This window comes from Granulibacter bethesdensis (assembly GCF_001889525.1).
Classification (GTDB): domain Bacteria; phylum Pseudomonadota; class Alphaproteobacteria; order Acetobacterales; family Acetobacteraceae; genus Granulibacter; species Granulibacter bethesdensis_C.
Map to the genome: position 1 here is coordinate 1,645,546 of NZ_CP018192.1, position 26,899 is coordinate 1,672,444.

General features: G+C 54.9%; 16 protein-coding genes. 3 read left to right on the forward strand and 13 right to left on the reverse strand.

Going from position 1 to position 26,899, the window contains the following annotated elements:
• Positions 1-281 precede the first annotated feature (281 nt).
• Complete coding sequence (locus tag GbCGDNIH6_RS07545) at positions 282-8,978, reverse strand: Hint domain-containing protein (protein ID WP_072563430.1); 8,697 nt, start codon at positions 8,976-8,978, stop codon at positions 282-284.
• A gap of 1,115 nt (positions 8,979-10,093) precedes the next feature.
• Positions 10,094-10,915 (reverse strand): alpha/beta fold hydrolase, encoded by an 822-nt coding sequence (locus GbCGDNIH6_RS07550; protein ID WP_072563431.1) that lies wholly within the window; start codon positions 10,913-10,915, stop codon positions 10,094-10,096.
• A 212-nt stretch (positions 10,916-11,127) separates the two neighbouring features.
• On the opposite strand from GbCGDNIH6_RS07550, the gene GbCGDNIH6_RS12400 reads away from it, so the two are divergent.
• Positions 11,128-11,511: a hypothetical protein gene (locus GbCGDNIH6_RS12400; protein WP_157692364.1), complete on the forward strand. Its 384-nt coding sequence runs from the start codon at positions 11,128-11,130 to the stop codon at positions 11,509-11,511.
• Between the two features lie 138 nt (positions 11,512-11,649).
• Here the strand turns inward: GbCGDNIH6_RS12400 and ilvC are convergent, their stop codons facing one another.
• The 4 genes from ilvC to miaA all read right to left on the reverse strand — a co-directional run bounded on the left by ilvC (position 11,650) and on the right by miaA (position 16,290).
• Positions 11,650-12,669: a ketol-acid reductoisomerase gene (ilvC, locus tag GbCGDNIH6_RS07555; RefSeq protein ID WP_011632180.1), complete on the reverse strand. Its 1,020-nt coding sequence runs from the start codon at positions 12,667-12,669 to the stop codon at positions 11,650-11,652.
• A 136-nt stretch (positions 12,670-12,805) separates the two neighbouring features.
• Positions 12,806-13,381, reverse strand: coding sequence for an acetolactate synthase small subunit (ilvN, locus tag GbCGDNIH6_RS07560; RefSeq protein ID WP_232449751.1), 576 nt, complete (start codon positions 13,379-13,381; stop codon positions 12,806-12,808).
• A gap of 29 nt (positions 13,382-13,410) precedes the next feature.
• The gene (locus tag GbCGDNIH6_RS07565; protein WP_072563432.1) at positions 13,411-15,243 is read right to left on the reverse strand and encodes an acetolactate synthase 3 large subunit; all 1,833 of its coding nucleotides are present in this window, start codon (positions 15,241-15,243) and stop codon (positions 13,411-13,413) included.
• Positions 15,244-15,330: 87 nt separating this feature from the next.
• Entirely contained in the window at positions 15,331-16,290 is a 960-nt protein-coding gene (gene miaA / locus GbCGDNIH6_RS07570; RefSeq protein ID WP_072563433.1) for a tRNA (adenosine(37)-N6)-dimethylallyltransferase MiaA, read from the reverse strand.
• A gap of 29 nt (positions 16,291-16,319) precedes the next feature.
• Here miaA and serB point away from each other — a divergent pair, with 29 nt between their 5' ends.
• Complete coding sequence (gene serB / locus GbCGDNIH6_RS07575) at positions 16,320-17,210, forward strand: phosphoserine phosphatase SerB (protein WP_081370026.1); 891 nt, start codon at positions 16,320-16,322, stop codon at positions 17,208-17,210.
• Position 17,211: 1 nt separating this feature from the next.
• Here serB and GbCGDNIH6_RS07580 read toward each other — a convergent pair whose 3' ends face one another.
• The 7 genes from GbCGDNIH6_RS07580 to GbCGDNIH6_RS07610 all read right to left on the reverse strand — a co-directional run bounded on the left by GbCGDNIH6_RS07580 (position 17,212) and on the right by GbCGDNIH6_RS07610 (position 25,281).
• Positions 17,212-17,970 carry an ABC transporter ATP-binding protein gene (locus GbCGDNIH6_RS07580; RefSeq protein ID WP_072563434.1) on the reverse strand — a complete coding sequence of 253 codons (759 nt, stop codon included), beginning with the start codon at positions 17,968-17,970 and terminating at the stop codon, positions 17,212-17,214.
• Between the two features lie 16 nt (positions 17,971-17,986).
• Positions 17,987-19,324 (reverse strand): ABC transporter substrate-binding protein, encoded by a 1,338-nt coding sequence (locus tag GbCGDNIH6_RS07585; RefSeq protein ID WP_072563435.1) that lies wholly within the window; start codon positions 19,322-19,324, stop codon positions 17,987-17,989.
• Positions 19,321-20,280: a branched-chain amino acid ABC transporter permease gene (locus GbCGDNIH6_RS07590; protein ID WP_072563436.1), complete on the reverse strand. Its 960-nt coding sequence runs from the start codon at positions 20,278-20,280 to the stop codon at positions 19,321-19,323. The genes GbCGDNIH6_RS07585 and GbCGDNIH6_RS07590 overlap by 4 nt, the downstream gene beginning before the upstream one ends.
• A gap of 18 nt (positions 20,281-20,298) precedes the next feature.
• Entirely contained in the window at positions 20,299-21,180 is an 882-nt protein-coding gene (locus tag GbCGDNIH6_RS07595) for a branched-chain amino acid ABC transporter permease (RefSeq protein ID WP_072563437.1), read from the reverse strand.
• Complete coding sequence (locus GbCGDNIH6_RS07600) at positions 21,177-22,007, reverse strand: ABC transporter ATP-binding protein (protein WP_072563438.1); 831 nt, start codon at positions 22,005-22,007, stop codon at positions 21,177-21,179. Before GbCGDNIH6_RS07600 ends, GbCGDNIH6_RS07595 begins: the two co-directional genes overlap by 4 nt.
• Positions 22,004-23,506, reverse strand: coding sequence for a carbohydrate porin (locus GbCGDNIH6_RS07605; RefSeq protein ID WP_232449753.1), 1,503 nt, complete (start codon positions 23,504-23,506; stop codon positions 22,004-22,006). The genes GbCGDNIH6_RS07600 and GbCGDNIH6_RS07605 overlap by 4 nt, the downstream gene beginning before the upstream one ends.
• Before the next feature lie 296 nt (positions 23,507-23,802).
• Positions 23,803-25,281, reverse strand: a complete 1,479-nt coding sequence (locus tag GbCGDNIH6_RS07610; RefSeq protein WP_475690107.1) for a Do family serine endopeptidase — start codon at positions 25,279-25,281, stop codon at positions 23,803-23,805.
• A 455-nt stretch (positions 25,282-25,736) separates the two neighbouring features.
• On the opposite strand from GbCGDNIH6_RS07610, the gene GbCGDNIH6_RS07615 reads away from it, so the two are divergent.
• Complete coding sequence (locus GbCGDNIH6_RS07615; protein WP_072563441.1) at positions 25,737-26,876, forward strand: Mrp/NBP35 family ATP-binding protein; 1,140 nt, start codon at positions 25,737-25,739, stop codon at positions 26,874-26,876.
• Positions 26,877-26,899 lie beyond the last annotated feature (23 nt).

Here is a 26,899-nt window from a genome sequence, read left to right on the forward strand (position 1 = left end):
CAGATAATCATTTATATTGTAAAATTATACTATGATTTTCTAATTTTTATTTAAATATAATCTAACCTCTCAATGGAGTTTTAAATTTTTGCTGGCCAAAACATTCTCAGATTTGACCAGCAGCATTATTTCAAAAGCCAAATAATATTTATTAATTAAATAAATCATAAAAATTTATTCGGGTCAAGGCAAATAAAAATAAAACGAAATTTTTTAATTATTGTAAATTCCGTTTTATTTTTCTATTTTTAGATTAGAATCTTATCATTTATTTGATTTTATTACCCCAATTTTGACATTTTTAATTTTGTTTCTAAAATCAAATTTGCTACTTTTGCGCGAATGGCTTCTAGCTGTCTCCCATCTTCTACACGTGTTGCGCAGTAGCGTGCAGCAGCCACACCGTTCCGCTTCCTTCCACGAGCTTTCACCTTCGCAGCACCTTTTCCAGTATAAGTATGTGCATTGTGGAACATGTTCCGGTTGTTGTCCTCCACATAGGTTTCGGAGGCAGCACCCTCGGCAAACACCACATCATGCGTATCCAGCTCGATATGCACGTAGCTCACTGTCTCCACATGCTGTTCCTGAACGATGGAAACACCGTTCACCAGACGACCGGCCGGAACCAGAACGCCATCGATGAACATCGCATGGAGCGGGGATACCAGCAGGTCACGCTTCGGCAGAACCCCGTCCAAAGCCCCCTGACGGATACGAACCGGCAGCACATCACGACGACCCTGGATAAAGCGACCATTGTAGCTCCGACGGCCCAGCCAGCGGATCGGACGAACTGCCTCACCCGCTGTGATCACGTGATCACCGATCTGCAGATCTTCAACCGGAACCTCACCACGATCCGTCAGGATCAGCGTGCCATGCACATAGCAAGGTGTGCCGTCATCATAGACCGTTACGCCATTCCCACCGGATGCCTGACGCATCTTGTAGTTCTGATCATGTGCGTTCGGATCAAGCTTGATCGAGTAATACGGGGTCGTTGTCCCATCGCTGGCAACATGAGACAGGACCAGGAAGACATTGCCCCCATTACTCACCACATTCACCACGTCGGAAGCCTGATAGGCCAATCCGGTCAGGGTGATGGATTCACCGTTACCAAAATCGGAAACGGTTGCAGCCAATGCCGTGCCTGGCGTGCTGATGATAATGTTACCAGACCCGACACCCGCAGAACTCGTGCCACCCAACGTAATCGTGTTGGAGGAATCCAGCGTCTGAGAGACCGTCACTGTGCCGGTCGTCTGCAGCAGGATATTCGTGTTGGTCAGCGTATCCGCCAACACCCATCCATCACCCTTCACGTTGATCGTCTGGAACCCGGTATATTGTGTCCCAAACCCGCTCAGAGTGGTACCCGCACCATCAAGCTCAAGTACGTTGCCAGTGCCAGCAGCCGTAACCTTACCAATAATGGCGCTGCTGCCGCTGATTGCCAGACGACTGTTACCAGCACCGAAATTGATAGCACTTCTGAATGTGCTTTGGGTATGGATCGTTCCAGTATTAACGACCGTTCCTCCGCCAGTCAGCACAATTGCTTGACCGAGCGCACCAATTGCACTGATTGTCCCGGAGTTGGTAATGCTCCCCACGCCGCTAACACTAATACCAGTTGACTGACCAATGTCAGCACTGATCAAGCCGGTATTGTTGAAGGCTCCAGAGACGATTGCAACTGCAGTATTGGTTGCACCGGTAATAGCAATCGTTCCGGTATTGCTGATTGTTCCGGCAGCTCCCATTGTCACGCCGGTAGAGGCAGAGCCTGATCCCAGTATCTGTCCACTATTGACCAGCGTTGCGGCATTACCCAGTGAAATCAACGCATTTACAGGCTGTCCACCCTGAATGGTGCCCGCGTTAATAATGGCCACACCTGATCCTGCACTAAAGATAGCAGAAGACAGGTTTCCGTTTGAGAGAACGGCGGTTGCCGCATTGGTCAATGCAGCATTCGCAGCCATCGTCACTGCACCAGAAAAGGAGCCTGTATTTGTTAAATTACCTTTATTGAACAATGCGGAGTTGGAGGAAACCGTATTGGATCCTCCCACAACCCAAGATGCGCCAGCATCAACGACCAGGTTCTGGAAGCCAATATAATTTACGCCCAATCCACTGATGCTTCCTGCAGAGCTCCCGGAGAGCATTTCGAGTGTATTGGCGCCGGCCGAGTTAGCAACGGCGGTGCCGATGATATCGGATGCAACGCCGAGCTGCAGCAGGTTGTTTCCTGTGCCGCTCATATAGATAGCAGCGCCAGCGCCGTTCGTAACATTGGCCGCTCCGGCAGCCGAGATTGTGCCGGAGTTGGTGATCGTGCCACCCACATCAAGACGGATACCGGTGGCATTGGTGCCTGTTGCACCGATACTGCCGCTGTTGATAACAGTTCCGCCGGACGCAAGACGGACAGCAGCCAGAAAGCCGATACCTGCACCGGTTCCTGTTTCAAGGATGGTGCCGGAGTTTTTCAGATAATCTGCCGAGGTATTGGAAAGAAAGACACCACTCGCAGCTGTAAGAGTACCACCATTATCGGTAATAAGCCCGGCGTTGATCACTGTGCCTGCGACAGTCGTATTACCGAAAACGCTGACGCCAACGAAGTTGCCGGAGATCGTGCCACTGGCAGAGTTCGTGACCAGTCCACCCGTATCAAACAACACGCCCTGACCAGCGCTTCCAGTGGTATTGACGACACCACTGTTAACAAGCGTGGCTAAATTGCCAATTCCCCTAACGGCAATACCAGCGGAGCCAAATGCAACAATGCTCCCTGCGTTATTGATGGAACCACCATTGACACCAGCACCGTAGAAGCCGCCCTGGATCAGTCCGCCAGCACTGTTGGTGATGACATTGCCGGTGCCAGACAGGAAGGCACCACTGAAGAGGGAAGAGCTAGATTTGATTGTTCCGGAATTGACCAGGGTGCTGCTGGTTCCATTGACGCCATCGGACACCGAGCTGATCAGGCCAGAGTTGTTAATGGCAGCGCTTGTGCCTGCATTAACGCCGCGATAACTGCTGCTGATAATCGTGCCAGCATTATTAATAATTGCGCCAGCTATACTAGTGTTAACAGTAATAGCATAACCATTCGCAACGGAATTTGTAATGGTTCCACCAGACGCATTCGTCAGTATAGCCCCATTAGACAAAGTAACAGTCGTACCGTTTAGGGTTCCTGTATTTGTCAGTGTGCCGCTATTGAGTAGATTATTAAAACTGCCTATTCCAGACAGGGTCCATGTTGCACCCGCATCAACAGTGCTGGTCTGAAAATTAAGAAAATTGGAAGCATTGACTGTTCCGGCAGATGCTCCGGACAGCATTTCCAACAAGTTCGTGCCTGATGCGTTAGCGGAAACGGCTCCACTGATCTGGGAGCTGACCCCAATTTGTAGTAAATTAGAACCTGCACCACTAAAGATAATAGCAGTTCCGCCATTGGTTCCGATCAAACCATAATTGGTGACAGTGCCGGCTCCAGAAAAGGAAATATTGTTTCCTGCTGCAGCTGTTCCAACAAGCGTGCCATAATTGATGACGGTATTTGCAGCACCTGCGCCAACAATGCTACCATTTACACGGTCACTATTAGAAATTGCTGCACTATTTGTTAGTGTTACTGGACCTGCAATGGTTGCGTTAGTTGAATTTATTACCGAGCCACTGACTGACAGTATGCCATTATTATTTAATGTGCCATTGTTAGTCAGCACATAGCCAGCCGCCAAAGTATTGTTACCCGTCATAGCCCAGTTTGCATTGCTGGCTACATTGACAGTCTGAAAATTAACATAACTGACACCAAGACCACTAATAGTTCCTGTCGTTGCAGAGGACATTAACGACAGGGTATTTGTCCCCACAGAATTGGCAGTTACCAAACCAACAATCTGCGAGCTAGCAACCAACTGAAGAAGATTTCGGCCTGTTCCGCCCATAACAACAGCGGTACCGCTCTGGCCAACAATTGAACCACCGTTGGTAATTGTGCCGGAGGATACCAAGCTGATGCCGATACCGGAGGCAGACGTACCCTGAATAAGGCCACCAGCGTCATTAGAGATAATGGCCGTATTCGTGCCAGTAGCATAAATACCGACTGTGCCACCTTGGATAATGGCACCTGCAATGTTGCTGACAAAACCTCCATTCAGCAGTCGAATACCATCTGCCACGCTACCAGTAACAATACCGGAATTATAAACAGTAGCAGGATTGCTACCAAACTGAATACCACGGAAGCTTCCCTGGATAAGCCCAGTATTAGTAATAGTTCCACTGCCGGCAACGGAGGCTCCATACCCGGCTGTGCCACTCCCTGAAAGCGTGCCGCTATTACTGATAGTCACCTGCTGCCCAGAAATCGCAGCACCACCAGAGTTAAAAACTGCTCCATCACTATTGATAAACCGACCACCTGAAATCAGGCTGACTGCACCGTTAACTGTGCCATAGTTATCGATCAGGCCTGTATCAAGAATTGTTCCGCTATTATTTAGGACGCCGCGATTCTCAAGCGTGCCTGCGACACTCATTGTCAGGCCGCTTGCAACGGAATTGCTGCCAATTACTGTCCAATAGGCATTCTGATCAATTTGAACATTAAGACCAATATACTGAGTGCCGATTCCGCTGATCGTTCCGCGCGTTCCTCCAGATGCCAGTTCCAGTATGTTAGCCACTCCAACAGCAGACACTGTTCCATTGACGACTGCCGTTGGTACCAGAATGAGTCGGTTGGCATCCGCACTCATCGAAAGGACGGTTCCATCAGAATTCGCGATCAAACTACCTGTATTGCTCAGCGTACTTGCTGTGCTCAGGGTCAGTCTGCCAGTAAATGTTCCGGTGTTGGTCAGGCTGGCTCCCGTCGCAACAAAAGTCTGAGTCGCGGAAATCGAGTTACTGCCAGTCAGCTGCCAGTTAGAGCCGGAGGCAGCCGTAATCTGATTGAAACCGACAATAGTGGAACCAAGACCAGAAAGAGTGGGTGTATTAGTTGCCCCTCCCCCAATCAGATTCAGACGATTGACACTTCCTGCACCGATGATGGAGCCAATGATAACTTGTCCGGCATTCAGATTCAGAACACTGGTCCCAACACCACCAAAATAGACGGCGGTGCTACCTGCGTTGGAGATAGTACCAAAATTGCTGACAGTACCTGCGCTACCTAGGCTGACTGCAATTGCGCCGGTTCCAGTGACAGTGCCCAGATTGTTGAGCAGCGCATTCGTGCCACCGCCATTGACCATGCCGGAAATTGCACCGGTATTGTTGATTGTGCCACCGGCCGAGAGACCAACATTTCCATTGAAAGCTGCACTGGCAGCATTGGTCATGAGGCCCCCAACTGTGAGGGTACCGCTGCTCGTCAATATGCCTTTATTAAGCAGAGTATTACCAGCAGCAATCGTATTGCTTCCGCCTACATTCCATATAGCACCGGTATCAATAACGGCATTCTGGAAGCCAATATAATTGATGCCTAATCCGCTTATGGTTCCTGAAAGGGCAGCAGAAAGCATTTCGAGTGTATTGGTGCCGGCCGAGTTAGCAACGGCGGTGCCGATGATATCGGATGCAACGCCGAGCTGCAGCAGGTTGTTTCCTGTGCCGCTCATATAGATAGCAGCGCCAGCACCGTTCGTAACATTGGCGGTTCCGGCAGCCGAAATAGTGCCGGAGTTGGTGATCGTGCCACCCACATCAAGACGGATACCGGTGGCATTGGTGCCTGTCACACCGATGCGGCCAGTGTTGATAACAGTTCCGCCAGATGCAAGACGGACGGCCCCTAGATCACCAATGCCTACACCGGTTCCTGTTTCAAGGATGGTGCCGGAGTTGTCCAGATAATCGGACGAGGTATTGGACAGGAACACGCCATGAGCAGCCGTAAGAGTACCACCATTATCGGTAATCAGCCCTACATTGGTGACGGCACCTCCAACAGTTGCAGAGGTACTGAAAAGGCTAATGGCATTGAAATTGCCGGAAATTGTACCACCGGCCAAGTTCGTGACCTGGCCATTCGTGTTAAACAACACGCCCTGACCGAAGGTTCCAGTGGCATTGACGACACCGCTGTTAACAAGCGTGGCCGCACCGCCATTTCCCCTAACGCTGCTACCGCCGGAGCCAAACGCAACAATGCTCCCTGCGTTATTGATGGAACCACCATTGACACCAGCACCGTAGAAGCCGCCCTGGATCAGTCCGCCAGCACTGTTGGTGATGACATTGCCGGTGCCAAACAGGAAGGCACCACTCAGGCTGCTGGAGCTGGACAGGATGGTGCCGGAATTGACCAGGGTGCTGCTGGTTCCATTGACGCCATCGGACACCGAGCTGATCAGGCCGGAGTTGTTAATGGCAGCGCTTGTGCCTGCATTAATGCCACGGAAGGAAGTGCTGGTGATTGTCCCGGCATTGCTGATGACACCGCCGGTTCCGGCAATAGCGATAGCATAGCTATTTGTGCTGCTGATAATGCCACCGGCAAGGTTGGAAACTGTCCCCGTCCCACCCAGGAAAACGCCAAAGTTTGCGCCAGAAATCAGACCGCTATTGGTAATAGTCGCAACTGTGGTAGCCGAGGCATAGACGCCCCAACCACCACTGGAACTGATCGTGCCAGTATTGCTGACCAAACCCGCGGTGCCAGAAAGATAGACACCAGCACCACCGGTCGCGACACCGCCCGTTATGGCGCCGGCATTGGCAACGGTGCCGTTCGTGATTTGCACGCCATAGCCGTTGCTCAGCTGGGCCTGGATCAGACCACTGGCCTGGTTGGTCACATTACCCGTGATCAGCACACCCCACGGATTAGCACCCGTGGCAAGGATGCTACCCGCATTGATCACTGTTGCTTGAACGCTATCAGAAGCAATGACCACGTTGCCCGCGCTGACGATGGTCGCACCAGCCGCGTTGCTCAGCAGGGCACCATTGATCAGTGTGACATTGGCACCATTGATAGTGCCTGTGTTTGTCAAAGATCCACTGTTACGCAGGTTGGTAAAGGTGCTGTTACCACCCAGCGTCCAGGAAGCGCCGGCATCGACAGTGCCGGTCTGGAAATTGACGAAATTGGAGCCACTGATGCTTCCTGCAGAGCTTCCGGAGAGCATTTCGAGTGTATTGGCGCCGGCCGAGTTAGCAACGGCGGTGCCGATGATATCGGATGCAACGCCGAGCTGCAGCAGGTTGTTTCCTGTGCCGCTCATATAGATAGCAGCGCCAGCACCGTTCGTAACATTGGCGGTTCCGGCAGCCGAGATTGTGCCGGAGTTGGTGATCGTGCCACCCACATCGAGACGGATAGCGATGCCGCGGGTGCCTGTTGCACCGATACTGCCGCTGTTGATAACAGTTCCGCCGGACGCAAGACGGACAGCCGCCAGAAAGCCGATACCTGCACCGGTTCCTGTTTCAAGGATGGTGCCGGAGTTTTTCAGATAATCTGCCGAGGTATTGGAAAGAAAGACACCACTCGCAGCTGTAAGAGTACCACCATTATCGGTAATAAGCCCGGCGTTGATCACTGTGCCTGCGACAGTCGTATTACCGAAAACGCTGACGCCAACGAAGTTGCCGGAGATCGTGCCACTGGCAGAGTTCGTGACCAGTCCACCCGTATCAAACAACACGCCCTGACCAGCGCTTCCAGTGGTATTGACGACACCACTGTTAACAAGCGTGGCTAAATTGCCAATTCCCCTAACGGCAATACCAGCGGAGCCAAATGCAACAATGCTCCCTGCGTTATTGATGGAACCACTATTGACACCAGCACCGTAGAAGCCGCCCTGGATCAGTCCGCCAGCACTGTTTGAAATGACGTTCCCGGTGCCAGACAGGAAGGCACCACTCAGGCTGCTGGAGCTGGACAGGATGGTGCCGGAATTGACCAGGGTGCTGCTGGTTCCATTGACGCCATCGGACACCGAGCTGATCAGGCCGGAGTTGTTAATGGCAGCACTTGTGCCTGCATTAATGCCACGGAAGGAAGTGCTGGTGATTGTCCCGGCATTGCTGATAACACCGCCAGTTCCGGCAATAGTGATAGCATAGCTGCCGCCGCTGATAATGCCGCTAGTGAGGTTAGTTATTGTGCCGGTATTAGCAAACGAGACGCCATATGTGGCACCAGATATAAGGCCACTATTGATGACATTGCCGCTACTGGTTGTGTTGCTAAATACAATGCCTGCAGATGCTGTACCTATAATCTGCGCGGAAGTTCCCGTATTACTGACTGTACCTGAACCAATATATAAACCATACGTCGAGCCGCTGATAAGATTGGTATTGCTTACTAGACCCGTACCTGAAAGCCAGGCGCCCTTACCACTATTTCCATTGGCATTCAGTGTACCAGCATTGGAGATAGTACCATTTTCAATACCTGCACCAGCAAATCCACCCTGGATCAGTCCGCCAGCACTGTTTGAAATGACGTTACCGGTGCCAAACAGGAAGGCACCACTCAGGCTGTTAGAGCTGGACAGGATGGTGCCGGAATTGACCAGGGTGCTGCTGGTTCCATTGACGCCATCGGACACCGAGCTGATCAGGCCGGAGTTGTTAATGGCAGCACTTGTGCCTGCATTAATGCCACGGAAGGAAGTGCTGGTGATTGTCCCGGCATTGCTGATAACACCGCCGGTTCCGGCAATAGCGATAGCATAGCTGCCGCCGCTGATAATGCCGCCAGCAAGGTTGTTGATCGTTCCAGCCGCGGCAAGGCTGATACCAATAGTGCTTCCTGTAACCGCACCAGTGTTATTGATCGTCCAGGCAGTACTAAGACTGCTCTGTATCCCGATACCAGCGGTATTCGCGACTGTCGTCCCCGCTAAAATAAGAATCGGATTTAATGAGGCAGTCGTAAGAATAACACCCGAGGTAGTCGACGTCAGCGTGGTCATATCACAACCGCCTTAAAAATTAAACAAATTAACAATATTCTGTTGGACTGGTACCAAACATATTCTCACGGCCTATAAGATATTTAATATGATATTGTAAATAAAAATGAAGTTAAAGTGTAAAATTTTTAATTGTTTATTGCATTGTTCATTTTATAATATAAATATTATTATCGATATGATGTATTTTATTTTTACTATATTAAAATTATTAAAAACTTAACTTTGTTGGAAAAAATTTCATTTTTAAAAGTTATAAAAGCTTTCAATATCAATATAAGTATATTTTTTACATTTTTATTTTTTTGGAACGATTTATAATTAAACGAAATTAAATATATTTATAAAAAATCTACCCGAATAAATGTTGTGGGGTTATGATGAGATTTTTCATTTTTATAAAATGAAAAATATTGCTTGAAAATTACAATTCAAGGCATTATATATTTAAAAAATATATTTTTTAAGATAAATAAAAAATTTTTATGAAATAAATATTTATTCAATAACCTCTGAAATGCTTTTTATATTGTATAATATTAATGATTATTAAACTTTAGAATTTTAATTGCAAAAAATTCTGCTTCATTAGAATTTATCTGCAATTCAAAAACGCCCAGAAAATATTAATTACTATGATTTTATTCTATTGAAACAAACAAAAACTAGAAATCCCGTTAGGAGTAAAACGCTTTATATCACATTCAACAGAATTGGCACATATTTTTGCCTTAAGGGATAATCCTGTGTAATATGATTTTACCATAGGTGTGGATATAAAAAAAATTACTTTACTAAATGAGACCAAAAAATTCCTATATATTTTGATTTTACTACATATTATTTTAATAAACATTTTTTGACATTTCGAAAATAATCACAACCATGATTATTTATATTTTTGGGGCCTTATATTTTCTCTTAAGGCTCTATCTCGTTGCCTTGATATACTTGATTCATTAAAGAAGAAGATTCGGAACTTCCCTGCCTCATTATAGCCCGCAAATGCCCAAGCAGTAATTTTCTTCCAACTTAACATAGAAGCTATTATATATTTCGTCAGGTCATGCATCTCTTTATCATCATGATCTGGCTATACTGGATGTTAATTCAGCCTAGGCCGACAAAAATGCTATCAAATCACTGTTTAATCTGTCTCTAGCGGTAAAGTATAGTCCATGAGGCTCCCCTTCATATTCTTTCAACGTAGCATGCGGAATCAGCCTTGCAGCCTCATGGGCCGTGATGTCGGGGGGAACTGTCGCATCAGCATCACCATGAACGATCAACGTCGGCATGGTAAAATGACTCATATCTGCCCGGAAATCGGTGGCACTGAAGGCCCTTACACAGTCGAGCGTTGCTTTGGGAGATGCCTGCATTGCCAGGCCCCAACTCCATTGCAAGATGTCTGATGTCACCTGGAAATTCAGCAAACCGGCCCCGAAGAAAATCCGCCCGAAGCCAGCCATGAAACTGGCCCGGTCTGAGCGAATTGAATTGATCATTTGATCAAAGGCCGCCCCATCAACCCCTTCGGGATGATCCTCCGTCCGCAACAGAAATGGTGTTACTGCCGCAACCAGCGCAGCCTTGCCGATACGATCAGTACCGTGCCGTGACAGGTAACGCGCTACCTCTCCACCGCCCATTGAAAACCCGACCAGAGCCGCATCGTGCAGATCCAGAGTATTGATCATATCCGCAAGATCATCGGCCAAAGTGTTGTAATCATAGCCAGTCCAGGGTTTATCTGATCGTCCAAAGCCACGCCGGTCATAGGCAATGGTCCGGAACCCATGCTCTGCAAGGAACACCTGCTGATATTCCCACATATCGGCATTCAGGGGCCAACCATGGATCAGGATGACCGGGCGCCCATGCCCCCAGTCGTGATAGAAAAGCTGTGTTCCATCGCGCGTCTTGACATAGGCCATGCTGGGTTTTCCTCTGTTTTTGTCCGGCACTCACAGACTGTCTTATGCTGAGAAAAGATAGCAACACATCGAGAGGAAAAAAGTAAGACGCACTCCATTCCCCAAAACGTCATGGAAACCCACGCCTGTTGATGCGTTCACATACTATCGCGGTTGCGCCGGCTTGCTGACAGGTGTGACCGAACGACAATGCGCCACGAAGGAGGCCATTCATGCAGACAGTTCATTCCCTTCGCAGCCTGTTAGGTGTTGCCGCTCTCGCAGGAATGATGCTTGGGGGTGTAGGGCACGCAGACGCGGCCAATGCCCGCCATCCCCACCATAATATCGATCGTCAGGTCGATCAGGGCAATGACACGGGCGATGAAGCCATTGAAGCGCTGAACGCGCAGCAATTGCAGAGCATTCGTGCCACCAACGGCCCTGCCCTCGGCACTGCGCCCGTCGGTAGTCCAGCGATGCCATATCCTACAGGTGCCTATCCGCCTGCTACTACTGGTACCTACGCACCGCCAGGCATGCCAAGCTATGCACCGCCAGCCACCCCCTATGTGCCACCGCCGCCGGGCTATTACCCTGCCACACCAGCCCGTTGATCTCGATGAGCGGATGGAAGGTGTTTGATGCCTGACTGTTTCGTTTCCCCTCGTTCCCTAGCAGTTCAGGCCATCAAATAAAAAACACCCCCGTCACAGGACGGGGGTGTTTTCGATCAGGCAGATAGAAAGAAAAGATCAGTTACGGGCCTTGTCGACCAGCTTACCCTTTGCAATCCACGGCATCATGGCGCGCAGACGCTCACCGACCTGCTCGATCTGATGCTCGTTATTGCGACGACGAATGGACTTGAAGCTGGCGCCGTTCACCTTCATTTCCAGCATGAAGTCACGCACGAAACGGCCGCTCTGGATATCTTCCAGCACGCGCTTCATCTCGGCCTTGGTTTCCGGCGTCACGATGCGCGGACCGGTCACGTATTCGCCATATTCCGCCGTGTTGCTGATCGAATAGTTCATGTTGGCGATACCGCCTTCATAGATCAGATCAACGATCAGCTTTACTTCGTGCAGGCACTCGAAATACGCCATTTCCGGAGCATACCCAGCCTCGACCAGCGTTTCGAACCCGGCGCGGATCAGCTCGACCAGACCGCCGCACAGCACGGCCTGCTCACCGAACAGGTCGGTTTCGCATTCTTCCTTGAAGGTGGTCTCGATGATACCCGCACGGCCACCACCAACGGCAGAGGCGTAGGATAGCGCGATTTCCAGCGCATTGCCGGATGCATTCTGCGCCACCGCGACCAGACACGGCACGCCGCCACCTTTCTGGTACTCGCCGCGCACGGTATGACCGGGGCCTTTCGGCGCGATCATGAACACATCGATGTCGGAGCGCGGCTCGATCAGGTTGAAATGGATGTTCAGGCCATGTGCGAAAGCCAGTGCTGCGCCAGGACGCAGATTAGCGTGCAGATGCTCGCGATACAGATCGGCCTGGCTCTCATCCGGGGTCAGGATCATCACCACATCGGCCCAGGCGGCAGCTTCGGCGGGTTCCATGACCTTCAGGCCCTCGCCCTCGGCCTTGGCAACAGCGGAAGAGCCCTTGCGCAGGCCGACCACCAAATCCTTCACGCCGCTGTCACGCATATTCAGCACATGGGCATGGCCCTGGCTGCCATAGCCAATGACCGCAACCTTCTTGCCCTTGATCAGGTTCAGATCGGCGTCACGATCGTAATAGACGCGCATCGGTTCACTCCATTCTCTCGGCGGCCATGATTGTCAGAAAGGCCACATGTTGCGGGCGGGCCAGACTTTCCCCCGGAAAGCCAGCCGGCAATTCAGTCAGGCCGTTCCTGACAAACAGGGGACGGCAGGTGGTTCTCTAGATCGTTCCCGCGCCGCGGAGAATAGCCGCAACGCCGGTACGTGATACTTCCGCAAGACCAAGCGGGCGCATCAGTTCCAGGAACGCATCAAGCTTGTCCGGATCGCCAGTCATCTCGAACACAAAGCTTTCCAGTGTGGCGTCGATGACCTTGGCGCGGAAGGCATCGGCCAGACGCAGCGCCTCCACCCGATTTTCCCCATGCGCCACAACCTTGATCAGCGCCAGTTCGCGGGCCAGATAGGGCCCCTGCATGGTCAGATCCATCACACGATGGACCGGAACCAGACGGTCGAGCTGGGCCTTGATCTGCTCGATCACCATTTCGGTGCCGGAGGTCAGGATGTTAATGCGACTACGGCCTGCATAAACACCATCATCGCTCTCGACCGAGGCGACGGTCAGGCTGTCAATGTTGTAGCCACGGCCGGAGAACAGGCCGATCACCCGTGCCAGCACGCCGCTTTCATTGTCGACGAGCACGGAGATCAGTGCGGTGCGATAGGCACCGGCATCGTGCTGCTTCTGCGCTGCGCTACCTTCCTGAGACTGGTTGCGTAGCTGATCCTTCATAAGGAGGGGCATGTTCCTGGACATTTCGATCAGACCAACATCATGCCTTCATCGGTGATCCCGCCGCTCTGTTCATTACGGGCACGGTCGTTATGCTCAGGGCCCAACAGCATTTCGTTATGTGCTGCGCCGGAGGGGATCATGGGGAACACGTTTTCTTTCTGATCGACGAGAATATCGGCGATCACCGGCCTGTCCGTGGCAAGCATTTCGTGAATGACACGGTCGAGGTCGTCGATGGTTTTGGCGCGCAGGCCGACAGCATGGAAGCTTTCCGCCAGCTTCACAAAGTCCGGCAGAGCGGCACTATAACTTTCGGAATAGCGGCCGCCATGCAGCAGATCCTGCCACTGGCGCACCATCCCCATATATTCGTTATTGAGGATGAAAATCTTCACCGGCAAGCGATATTGCGCCAGCGTACCCATTTCCTGAATGTTCATCAGGATGCTGGCTTCACCGGCAACATCGATCACCAGCGCATCGGGATTTCCGATCTGGGCACCCATCGCGGCAGGCAGGCCATACCCCATGGTCCCGAGGCCACCTGAGGTCAGCCAGCGATTCGGCGCATCAAAGCGGAAATGCTGGGCCGCCCACATCTGATGCTGACCGACTTCGGTGGAGATGAACGTCTCCCGCCCGGTTTCACGGGTGATCTCATACAGACGGCGGATGGCGTGCTGCGGCTTGATGATCGCGCCGCGAGTGCCAGACTGGGTGTATTTCAGGCTGTCAACAGCCCGCCATTCGTCGATCTGCCGCCACCACTGCGCCAAACCTTCCTTTTCAGGCTCGGTGCCGTCTTCCATCCAGCCCGCCAGCAGCGCTTCAATGATGCGGCCTGCGTCACCGACGATGGGCAGATCAACCCGGACATTCTTGTTGATGCTCGACGGATCGATATCGGCGTGAATCTTGCGGGCAAAGGGGCTGAACGCATCAAGCCGCCCGGTCACACGGTCATCGAAACGCGCACCGATATTGATCAGCAGGTCACAGCCGTGCACCGCCATATTGGCTTCGTACACGCCATGCATGCCCAGCATACCGATCGAGAGCGGATCATTGGCCGGGAAAGCCCCCAGACCCATTAGCGTGGTGGTGCAGGGGAAGCCGGTACGGCGCACCAGATCACCCAGAGTCAGCGATGCCTGCGGCCCGGCATTGATCACGCCGCCCCCGACATAGAAAACAGGGCGCTTGGCACGTTTCATCATCGCCACGGCCTCAGCGATGCGGGCCGGATCAGGCTGCGTCACCGGGCGATAGGAACGGTGTGGCTCCTCGGATTTCTCGGTATAGGTCGCCTTGCCGATCACGATATCCTTCGGCAGGTCGATCACCACCGGACCGGGACGGCCGGAACGGGCGACATAGAAGGCTTCATGCACGATGCGCGGCAGATCGGCGGAGGAACGCACCAGATAATTATGCTTCGTCGCGGGGCGCGTGATACCAGTGGTATCGGCCTCCTGGAACGCATCATTGCCGATCAGATGGGTCGGCACCTGACCGGTCAGGCACACCAGAGGAATGCTGTCCATCAGCGCATCGACCAGACCTGTCACCGCATTGGTGGCACCGGGACCGGAGGTGACGAGAACCACGCCCACCTTGCCCGTGCTGCGGGCATAGCCTTCCGCAGCATGCACTGCCGCCTGCTCATGACGCACGAGGATATGGCGGATGTCATTCTGCTTGAACAGTGCATCATAAATCGGCAGGACAGCACCGCCGGGATAGCCGAAAATAACCTCTACACCCTGATCCTTCAGCGCACGGAGCAGAAGCTCCGCACCGGGCAGAGCCTCGGTCTGGGAAGAATCGGACGGCGTTGCAGCCGGTATGCTTTCGGACATGTTCGACTAACCCCTCGGCGGACCGGCGCACAGATACCCGGTATAATCGCGCGAAGGCTGAGAGGTAATCGTTTCAGGGTGTCCGGGTCAATGGAAAGCACGAATAAAATTGAGCATATCAGCCATACTTCTTTCTGAAAGTTGCTGAAATGACGCAATTCGCGCATCAATCGTATAAAGAAAGGGGGGTTTCACGAACGGACGGTTACGAAACCATGTCGCCTGCCGCTTCGTGTAGCGGATCGTCGCCTGAGCCGCACGCTGCATGGCCTCCGGCAGGGAGATATCTCCGCGCAGGAAAGCCAGAAACTCCGGCACCCCATGCGCCCGCATCGCTGGCAGAGACGGGTCCAGTGCCTGAGCGCGGAGGGCCTCTACCTCGGCCAGTGCCCCGCTGTCCAGCATCCCATGCAACCGCTCGGTGATAGCCTGCCGCAATTCCTCTCTCGGCGGGTCGATCCGGATGGCGGCGAAGTCCCAGCCAGGCAAAGGTTGCGAGGGTTGATTCTGCCAGGCTGACAGACCTGATCCCGTGCCACGCCAGACCTCCCATGCCCTGGCGATACGCTGGCTGTCCTGCGGTTTCAGCCGAGCGGCCGTGACTGGATCCGCCTCTGCCAGACGGGCGTACAGCGATTCCGGCCCAAGCTCTGCCAGCAGGCTGCGTGCCTCCTGCCTTGCTTCCTCTCCCGGATCGGGGATGTCGGCGAAACCATGCATCAGGGCGTGGAAATACAACCCGGTCCCGCCGCACAGAATCGGCAGCCGGCCCTGTTGCCAGCTTTCCTCCATCGCTGTCATGGCCTGATCCCGCCACCATGCCGCACTGCCAGGTTGAGACGCAGGGAGTACGCCATACAGACGATGCGGTACTCTTGCCTCTTCTTCCTGGTCCGGACGAGCGGTCAGAATCCGTAATTCGCGGTAGATCTGCATGGAATCAGCGTTAATGACCGTGCCGCCAACCCTCTCCGCCACTGCCAGAGCAAGGGCGGATTTGCCGCTACAGGTCGGACCGGCCACAAACAGAGCACGTTTTTCCTTCATACCCGCTTTTCTGTCAGGATGGCCCGGCCATGCAAGGTGAAGCTGAGATGAACTCTGAAAGCATCGTGACGCTCATTGCGGCACAGCCGGGGAATCTGCCGGATGATCTGGTGGACTCCACACAGAGCGCCACAGGTGGGGGCACCATACGTGTCCTGGCGGCCGGAGAAGCCGTCGAATGGTCCTCTCCCCTGTCACCGGAAACCCTCCGCCCTTTATTGCCGTCCAATACATTGGATGAGGCAAAGATCGACCATCTGGTGCAATCCGCCGCCCTGCCGCGCCGCAAACGCCTGCTGGCAGCCGACATGGACAGCACGATCGTGGTGGGCGAAACGCTCGATCGGATCGCCGCCCTGCACGGGCGAGGCGCCGAAGTCACCGCGCTGAGCCAAGCCAGTGTAGAGGGGCAGATTGATTTCGCCTCATCCCTTCGCCGCCGCATCCTTCTTCTACGGGGGATGACGGTAGACGCCATCGGCGACATCCTTCGCACGATCACGCTGAATGAAGCGGCTGCGCTGCTGGTCCGCACCATGCAGGCGCACGGAGCATATACGGTTTTGATCTCCGGCGGCCTGACGCTTTGCACATCACAGGCAGCCTCACTGGCCGGGTTCAACGCCCATCATGGCAATGAAGTGCTGATTGAAACGGGACGCCTCACCGGGCTGCTGCGTGAACCGGTGCTCGATCCCGGCCGCAAAAGACAGATCATGCTGGATCATGCCACCGCTTTGGGTTTGACCGCCGCCGATTGCCTTGCAATCGGCGATGGGGCGAACGATCTGCCGATGCTGCGAACTGCTGGCCTTGGCATCGCCTTTCACGCCCGGCCAACGGTAACGCAGGCAATCCCGAACCGCATCACCCATGGCAACCTCCGCGCTGCCCTGTTCGCGCAGGGCTATGTGCTGTGACTTACGCCGCCTGTTCCAGTTCCTCCCCCAGATAAAGCGCGGCGAGTGCGCCACTGCGACGGACATCCTCCGGCGAGGCATGCAGCGCCACGAGGCCGTGTTCCAGCACATAGACATCATGGGCGATCTCCAGCGCCGCCTCCGCCCCCTGTTCGGCGAGCAGGATGGTAACCCCTTCCCGGTTCAGATCCTGCAAACGGCTGAACACCTCATCACTGACCGAGGGTGCAAGGCCCATTGATGGCTCATCCAGCAGCAGCAGGCGGGGCGAGGCCATCAGGGCCCGGCCGATCGCCGTCATCTGCTGCTCCCCTCCCGATGTCAGCCCGGCGGCAACCTGACGCTTGTCCCGCAGACGAGGGAAGATCGTGTAGACCAGTTCCAGCCTGCGTTTCCGTTCTTTCCATCCCGCACCCACCGCATGAGCGCCAGTGCGCAAATTCCCCTCGACCGTCAGGGAGGGGAAGCAGTGCCGCCCCTCCAGCACCTGGGCCAGGCCGGAGCGCACCAGTTGAAACGGCGCGCGGTCGACTATGTCCAGACCATCCAGCAGGATACGCCCCCGTTCGAGCTTGCCACGCTCGGCGGCGAGCAGGCCGCCCGCCGCTTTCAACGCCGTGCTTTTGCCCGCACCATTGGCACCCAGCAGCAGCACGACACGCCCCGCCTCGACACTGAAGGAAACATCCTTCAGTGCGAGGATCGCATCATTATAGACGACACGCAGATGCTCTGCCTGTAACAAAGACGTCCGGCTCATGGTCCCGGTTCCCCCTTCAGGAAGGCTGATCCAGCGCCTTGCAGTCACGCGGTGTAATATTGTGGGTACGGGCGTAATTGTTGGCTGACTTCTCAATCAGAGGCCGCAGCAAGGCGCGATCCGCATGGATCCAGTCCGTAATCGGCGTCCATTTCGTGCCGTCCCATTGCTGGAAACGCACAGCGCCACCCCCTTCATGATCAGCGCAGGACAGGGTAATCGGCTGAATCAGCCCCGTTGCACCCAATTGCGCAATACGGGCATCGTCGAGCTTGAGATGCTCAAGCCCCCATTGCACTTCCTCGCCCGTCAACGTGCGATGGCCGAATTTTGCCTGGCCCGTACGAATGGCTTCAACCGTCAGAATGCCATTGATGATGCCAAGATTGTGATACACGCTGCCGATACGGGATTGATCCTGGAGATTGCCTTTTCCGTTCTTGTAAACAATCTCTCTGATTTCTTTCAGAACAGGGAACTGATCGCCTGCCGGATGTGTCGTCACTGCGACATAGCCTTTTGCTGCATCCCCTGCCGGACGCACATCTTCCTCGGAATTGCTCCATACATTGCCGATGACGTGATCAACCGGGTATCCGGTCTGCACGGCCGTACGCAGGGCCACCGGATTCATCACACCCCACCCGCGAAGAACCACGAAATCAGGCTTCAGCCGCTGAATCTGCAACCACTGGGATTGCTGCTCACTGCCTGGATCAGGAACCTCGATCTCTGTTACGCTGAATCCAAATTTCTTTGCCAGCAAAGCAAAAATCGGAATCGTTTCCTTGCCGTAAGGGGAGCCATGATACAGCACCGCGATCTTCGCGCCCTTCAACTTGTCAGCCCCACCCAGACGCTGACCGATATAGTTGACGATCGCGGAGGTCTCGCTCCACGGATTGAGCTGCAACGGAAAGACATAAGGAAACACCGCACCATCAGTCGTGTCGGTACGACCATGGTTGAGCGTCAACATCGGCACCTTGTCCTTCGCCACACGCTCCAGCATCGCATAGGCGATACCGACGCTCATCGGATTCCAGACCGTCGGCGGTGGCTGATGATTTTTCAGGCGTTCATAGCACTCAACGCCTTTTTCCACGATGTATCCGGTTTCGCATTCACTCCAGGTCAGCTTTACACCATTCACCCCACCATCACGCTCATTGATCAGCGTCAGATAGTCGATATAGCCACCAGCCCCACCAGTGCCGCCCGCCGCATAAGGCCCGACACGATAGGTTTGCAGCGGGAAATACTGCTCATCCGCCCATGCGGGAAAGGACGAAGCCAAAACAGTCCCCAGCGCCAATATGGCAACAGCAGAGCGTACAAAAGAACTTTTCTTCATGACACTATTTCCTGAGAGAGAGATTTTGAAAGGCTGAGCTTGCGCGTAGCCTGGCGTGGGCGCAGCAGGGCTGATAAGCCGTCCGGCTCACGGATCAGAATCAGAACGATCAGGCCGCCAATCAGCATTTTTTCGATATTGGCGAGTTGACCGGAATCAATGACCCCACCGCCGATATAATCTGCCAGACGTGAGAGCAGCAGCGGCATTGCCACCATGAAAGCCGTGCCGAAAAATGCTCCGACAAAAGAACCTGCGCCACCGATAATGACGATGAACAGAATGCGGAAAGACAGGTTGAGGTCGAACCCGGCCGGCTCGACAGTGCGCAAATAGGCAAAAGCCCATAGCACACCAGCCACACCGCAGAAGAAGGAGCTGATGGCAAATGCCGTCAGCTTGGTACGAAGAACGGGAACACCCACTACAGTGGCCGCCGTTTCCATGTCGCGCACGGCAATCCAGTCACGTCCGGCCTTTGTGCGGGACAGACGCAGCAGCACCGCCGTCAGCACCGCAACCACCCCGGCGGCAAAGCCTGCCCGTGCCACGGGCGTATCGAACACAAACGACCCGATCTTCAGTGCCGGAGCACTCAGCACACCGGACGGATCATCCAGGGAGAACCAGCCAATATTGGTCAGCAACCATGGCACCAGAAACTGCGCGGCCAATGTTGTGACAGCCAGATAGAAACCCCGCAGGCGCAGACTGGGAAGTCCCACGACCAGACCCGCCGCAGCCGCCACCAGACCACCGAACAGCAGACTGACCAGTTGCGGCGTACCCGGCACATAAGCATCCAGATCATAGGCCGCGAAAGCGCCGATGGCCATAAATGCCCCGGTTCCCAGCGATAACTGCCCGGCTCGCCCCGTCACCACTGTCAGCCCCAGCGCAGCGATGGAGAGCGACAGGAACGGCAGGATCACCGCATCACAGATATATGAGAGCATTGTCTGCTTTTCCCTGTCTTATACACGCTGCGTCGCACCACCGCCGAACAGCCCGTTCGGACGGATCAGCAGAACCACCAGCGCCAGCACATAGGCAAACCAGCTTTCGATACCGTTCCCCAGCACATCACCGAGATAGACCTGCGCCAGCTTCTCCGTGGCACCGATCAGCAGGCCACCGGCAATAGCCCCCGGAATGGAGCCAAACCCGCCCAGCACCAGCACCGGCAGCGCCCTCAGCACCACCAGCGACAACGAGAACTGAACACCGAGACGCGCGCCCCACAGCAGCCCGGCCACCAATGCGACACCACCGGCCACCGCCCAGACCAGCGCCCAGATGCGTGTCAGGCGCAGGCCGATTGCCAGTGCCGCGCGCTGATCATCCGCGACGGCGCGGAATGCCAGACCGGCCGGCGTATACTGGAAAAACAGGGCCAGCACCGTGACCAGCACACCGGCCACGGCCGCGGCCACAAGATCGAGCCTGCTGACCAGCACACCTCCAAGGGAAACCGGGCTATCCGAAATCCCCAGTGACAGCGCGTGTACATCGGAGCCCCAGACAAGCTGGGAGGCCCCTTCAATGAAATAGCTGACGCCAAGAGTCGCCATGAACAGCACGATGGAAGGACGCCCGATCAACGGCCTCAGCACGAAGCGTTCAATGGCGCTGCCCAGCAGGATCAGGGCCAGCAGCGTCACCAGCACGGCCAGCCAGACCGGCAAACCACGCTCGACCAGACTGACATAGGTCAGCGCCGCAAACAGCAGCATGCTGCCCTGCGCGAAGTTCAGCACGCCCGATGCCTTGTAGATCAGCACAAACCCCAGCGCGACCAATGCATACATCACGCCGGAGAGAAGACCGCCCGTAAGAACCGCCAGAAAAAAGCTCATATCGCCCTCTCCTGTTGGATTGCCTCATGGCTGCGCTGCCCCAGATAGGCCGCCAGCACAGCCGGATCAGCGCGGATCTCGGCAGGCGTGCCGTCAGCGATCAGCCGCCCGTAATCCAGCACCACCGCCCGATCCGCGAGGCTCAGCACCAGCCCGATATCATGTTCGATCAACAGGATGGCACCACCACGCTCCTGATGTACGCTGCGGATCAGGGCGGCGAGTTCATGCCGGTCCTGTGCTTCCATCCCCGCAAACGGTTCATCAAGCAGCAGCAGACGCGGACGGGCCACCAGAGCACGGGCCAGTTCTACCCGCTTACGAAGCCCATAAGGCAGGGAGGCCGCAGGGCGATCCGCGATCTCCCACAAGCCGAGCTGGCGCAGGGTGATATCGGTTTCCTCCAGTGCACGGTCGCGGATACGCCGTGCATGAGGCAGATTGAAAAATTCCGCCACAACAGAGGCAGGTTTCACATCAGGCCGCGTCACTCCACGCAACCCGAGCAACACGTTTTCCCGCACGCTCAGCGCGCCGAACAGGGCCAGATTCTGGAAGGTTCGCGCCACGCCCTGCGCCGCCAGACGCTCCGGCCGCATGCGCCGGTATGGCACGCCATCATAGCGGATCGTACCATGATCAGGCTGATACAACCCGCTGATGATGTTGATCAGCGAGCTTTTGCCCGCACCATTCGGTCCGATAATGGCCCGGATTTCCTGCCGCCCGACCGTGAAGGACAGATCGGACAACACCACCGCCCGGCCAAAGCTCAGGCCAATTCCTTCCAGCGACAGAATGGGATGGTTCTGTTCGCGCGTGCTCATAGCGGCTTCAGCCCCAGTATAGCGCCGACCGGAACGATCAGGGCAGCACCGGCATACCACCCGTCCCGAGGGCGTCGGGCCGAATAAGGATTATAATAGCTGTCAGGATTGAGCACATATTGTACCACCGGCTCCAGAGCGATGGCCGAAAACATTTGCACATGAGCGTTGATTTCGAAAATCGCCTTATCACGAGAGAAACCGGCTCCTGATCCACCAGCCTCCGCATTTGCCTCCGACAGATAGCGGGCAAAGCTGCCGTTCATCCGCACCCAGCGCAACTTGACACCAAAACGGTCATAAGGCCGCGATGCGAAAGGGGCGTGCAGATTGGCACCCACAAACAAGTCTGACTGAAAAGGTATTGTTGAATCAAAGGAGTATCCCAATCCACTGTACAGCGAAATCGCTGTAGGATTGGATTTTGAAGGATGCAGGCTGTCAGCATCTGGATGTCCACCATCCGCACGCCACACAACCTGTTCGGTGTTGATGACAATTCCCTGCGTGCCATGCTGGTTACGCACCGGATCGCCCGGATTGAGCCCCCGAGACCGTCCATAAGCAGTCGTGTCATTATCCGGATGAGAACTGGAATTATAAAAACCGGTCAAAGAATATCGGCCGGGATATAATTGCGTCTCATATCCGGTCTTGTGGCCGATCTCGACCAATGTCAGCGCACCCGGATTAGGCTCCTGCCCCCAATCCCAGCCGCTATGAGCATTGGCATCCGGATGGGCCGCAAATGATCCTGCCTCGATATAAGTGGTGGGTGTCAGTGCATAACTGACGCGACCACCCCACATTGAATAAAGCGGCGAGATATACCCGGCATTGTGATAGAGAATATTGTTGTAGCAGCTGTTCAATGTCTGGCAGGTCGGCAAGGCAAAGAAGCGGTTCGGATGCGTACGCCCCAGCTCGATGTTCAGACGGTCATTGAAAAACGTCTGCTCATAAGTCAGTGTCGATAACTGTTCAGAACGCAGGTTATAGGTGGTCTGATATCCTGTGCTACTATCTGAAAACTGCCTGGTGGCCTCTATATTATTTGCACGGAGGCCAAAAAATGTTTCCTCGAAATGCAGCCTTGCATGGTGGATGCCCAGAATTTTGTCGAGGTCGAAATCCGCCCCTGTCAGCAGGTAAGTAGAATTGACCGTATTGCCGGTATCCTGACCAACACTCGGGTTGGAGCTGAAGAAATCGAACAGGGAGACGTGGAACGAAATACCACGCTTCAGCAGAGTGCGGGACAGCGGGCCTAGCGGGCCTTCGTCATCTCTGATCTCTTTGGTCTGGATCGGTTTGATCAGACCGGGCACCACACGCGGGTTTGGCGCATCAGAGAGGGTTGAACCGGGCAATCGGGTGGTACCTGAGGTCTGCGCCATGGCAGATCCGGCCATCAGCACACACACCAGAGCAACCGGTGGCAGCGTTACGGCAAGGCGGGAGCTGGCGCGTACGCGATCACGTACCCTTTGGAATGACATGAGGAGACACACTTTTTCAGAAAGATAGGGATCGGATAGCTGATCACACGCCGAAGCGTGAAAACTACATCCTACACAGGTTGTTCATTGTAAAATTAACCATTCATATCTGTGATATTTATTTTGTTAAATCAACGAAGAATTTACGTCAATACTGATTTATAAAATTTTCGTAAAAATATTATATAACGAATAAAAATAGTGCTTTATCCGCAAAAAAAACCGGCTGGCAATAACCAGCCGGCTCCATAACCTTCCTGTGCCCCCTTCCCCCAGGGCACAGGCCAAACCTGCCATCAACTGAGCGGCAGCGGTACCCAGCGAAGCCCGTCCTGTCCCTGAATCAACAGAAGAACGGATTTACGGCCCTGTTTACGCACGGCTTCCAGACGCTGCGTGATATCCTTCGGCGCAGCCACCGGTTCCTGCTGCACCTCGACAATAATATCGCCCGGTTTAAGGCCCCGTTGCTCTGCTGCCGAACCGGACGCGATGTTGGCGATCACCACGCCCTTCTGATCACCCTGCAGATTGAAATGCTCCCGCACCTCCGGCGACAGGGCCGCAACCGTCACGCCGAGTTCCCTGATAACAAGCTGGGCGCTGTTATGACTGCCGGGTTTGGCCTTTTCCGCGGCAGCCTGTTTGACATCATCCGGCATTTCTCCGACGCGGGCATCCAGTGTGACCCGCTTGCCGCCGCGCCATAGCACCACCGGTACGGTCTCATCGATCGGGGTTTCCGCCACAATACGTGGCAGGGAATGCATATCCTTCACATCCTGATTGTTGAATTTCAGGATGATGTCGCCATTCTGCAGATGGGCCTTGTCCGCTGGACCGCCCTCATTCACGCCCGCGATCATGGCGCCGTTGGTTTCCTTCAGCCCGAGACTTTCAGCAATTTCGGGCGTGACCTGCTGAATCCGTACGCCCAGCCAGCCACGTCGGGCACGACCGAATTTACGGATCTGATCCACCACGTTCTGTGCCAGCCTGGAAGGGATGGCGAAACCGATGCCAATGGAACCGCCGGAGGGGGAATAAATGGCGGTGTTGATGCCGATCACCTGCCCATCCATATTGAACAACGGTCCACCAGAATTGCCGCGATTGATGGCGGCGTCCGTCTGGATGAAATCATCATACGGCCCCTGATGGATATCACGCCCGCGCGCCGAAACGATACCAGCGGTGACAGACCCCCCCAGACCAAACGGATTACCGATCGCCAGCACCCAGTCCCCCACGCGCTCCTTGTCGCTATCGCCAAACTGTACGGCGGTCAGCGGCTTGTCCTTGGGGGGCGTCACCTGCAAGACAGCAATGTCGAGCCGTTCATCCCGGCCCAGCACCTTCGCCTTGAGCGGAGTATTGTCCTGAAGAATGACGGTGATTTCATCCGCCCCGTCGATCACATGATTATTCGTGACGACGATTCCCTCCTTCGCATCGACGATAAAGCCGGAACCGAGGCTTTGTGCCCGACGCGGGGCTCCTTCTTCTCCGCCATGCGGCTGGCCCGGAAGAGGATGGCGATTCATGAAATCGCGGAAGAATTTCTCGAACGGGGATCCCGGCGGGAATTGTGGCATATCCGGTCCGGGGCCTTCCGGCCCACGGGCGATGGTCGTGGTGGAGGAAATATTGACCACCCCCGGCAGCAGCTTTTCAGCCAGATCGGCAAAGCTGGCCGGTGCTTCGCGTGCCTGTGCATCCATGGCCGGATAAAGCGGCAAACCGCCCGGAACCAGCCCTGTTGCCAACGGGATCATCACCGCAAGAGCCAGCCCCGCCCGCAGGCAACGGCTCCGACGCTGCAATGCCTTGTCGGCTGGGTACGATTCGGTCTGTAGGGGGGTAGGATAAGTCATGGACCAGATATTCCTCCGGTAGACTGTTCAGGCGCCAGATACGCCGTCATTTAAAGACCTGTTGATGCCAATTCTGCGCGTGGCGCCAAAGACGGGCAAGGGTCATGGAAACATGAAACTGTTCCACGACCTCTCCGCTCATTAAATAGCACCCCCTGCTGCGGGTTGCAGAAACAGGCCTTGCAGGAAACAAAGTGAGCAAGGCAGAAAAATGGTTTATGCCTCCCGTGTCACCCTCTTGTGTAGTCTTGCTCTTGCGAAGGGCGGTTGCCGCGCCTATCCCGCGACAACGCCCCGGAAACAGCCCGAGCGCGCCAGCCTGAGCGCAAAGGCCCGAGTGCAAAGGAACGCCAATCATGAACGACACCCCCTCCCCCCACGCAACACCGCCGGACGCGCAATTGCGGGAGGTGCTGCGTGCAGTTACCGATCCTGCAACCGGGAAAGATATCGTCAGCGCCGGGTTGATCGACAGCATCCAAAGCCGTGATGGGTTGGTACAGGTGGCCCTGCGCGCCACGCGGGAGCGGGCGGCAGAGATGGAAACCGTGCGCAAGGCTGCTGAAACCGTGCTGTCACGCCAGCCCGGTATTCGCAATGCCACCGTGGTACTGACCGCACATCACGATGCCCCACCCACCACCGCACAGGCAGCGCACGGCCATGGTCCCAGCCATGGTCAGGGCGCGCAACCCCGCCCCCGACTACTGACAGACGTAGGAGCCGTCATCGCGGTAGCCTCCGGCAAAGGAGGGGTGGGTAAATCCACTGTCGCCGTCAATCTCGCCGTGGCTCTGGCACAGATGGGGCTGAAGGCCGGGCTGCTGGATGCCGATATTCACGGGCCAAGCCTGCCTCTGCTGCTTGGGGAAACCCGCAAGCCGGAAGCCCGGGGTGGCAGGCTGATCCCGATCGAGACATGGGGGCTGAAGGCCATGTCGATCGGTTTTCTGGTTGATCAGAACGAGGCAATGATCTGGCGGGGCCCGATGGTGATGGGTGCGCTGGAGCAGATGATGGGACAGGTCGCGTGGGGTGATCTGGATGTGCTGATCGTCGATATGCCCCCCGGTACCGGCGATGCGCAGCTCACCATGGCGCAGCGTGTGGCGCTGGCAGGGGCGGTCATCGTCTCCACACCGCAGGATCTGGCGCTGGCAGATGCGCGGCGGGGGGTTGCCATGTTCGGCAAGACGCATGTGCCGGTGCTGGGGATCGTGGAAAATATGAGCTATTTCTGCTGCCCCAATTGCGGCCATCGCAGCGAAGTTTTCTCTCATGGCGGGGTGAAGGAAGAAGCGGAACGGCTGGGGACCGATTTTCTCGGTGAAATTCCCCTGCTGCTCGATATCCGTGCAGCAGCGGATTCCGGAACGCCTGTGGTTGCCGCAGCGCCGGCCAGTCAGGCTGCGCAGGCTTTCTCCGAGTTGGCCCGGAGAATCTGGGCAAAAATCCCTTCGAAACGACCGAGTGGCCCTAAAATCGTTGTTCAATAAGCAGGCACGGAAGGAAGAGTTTT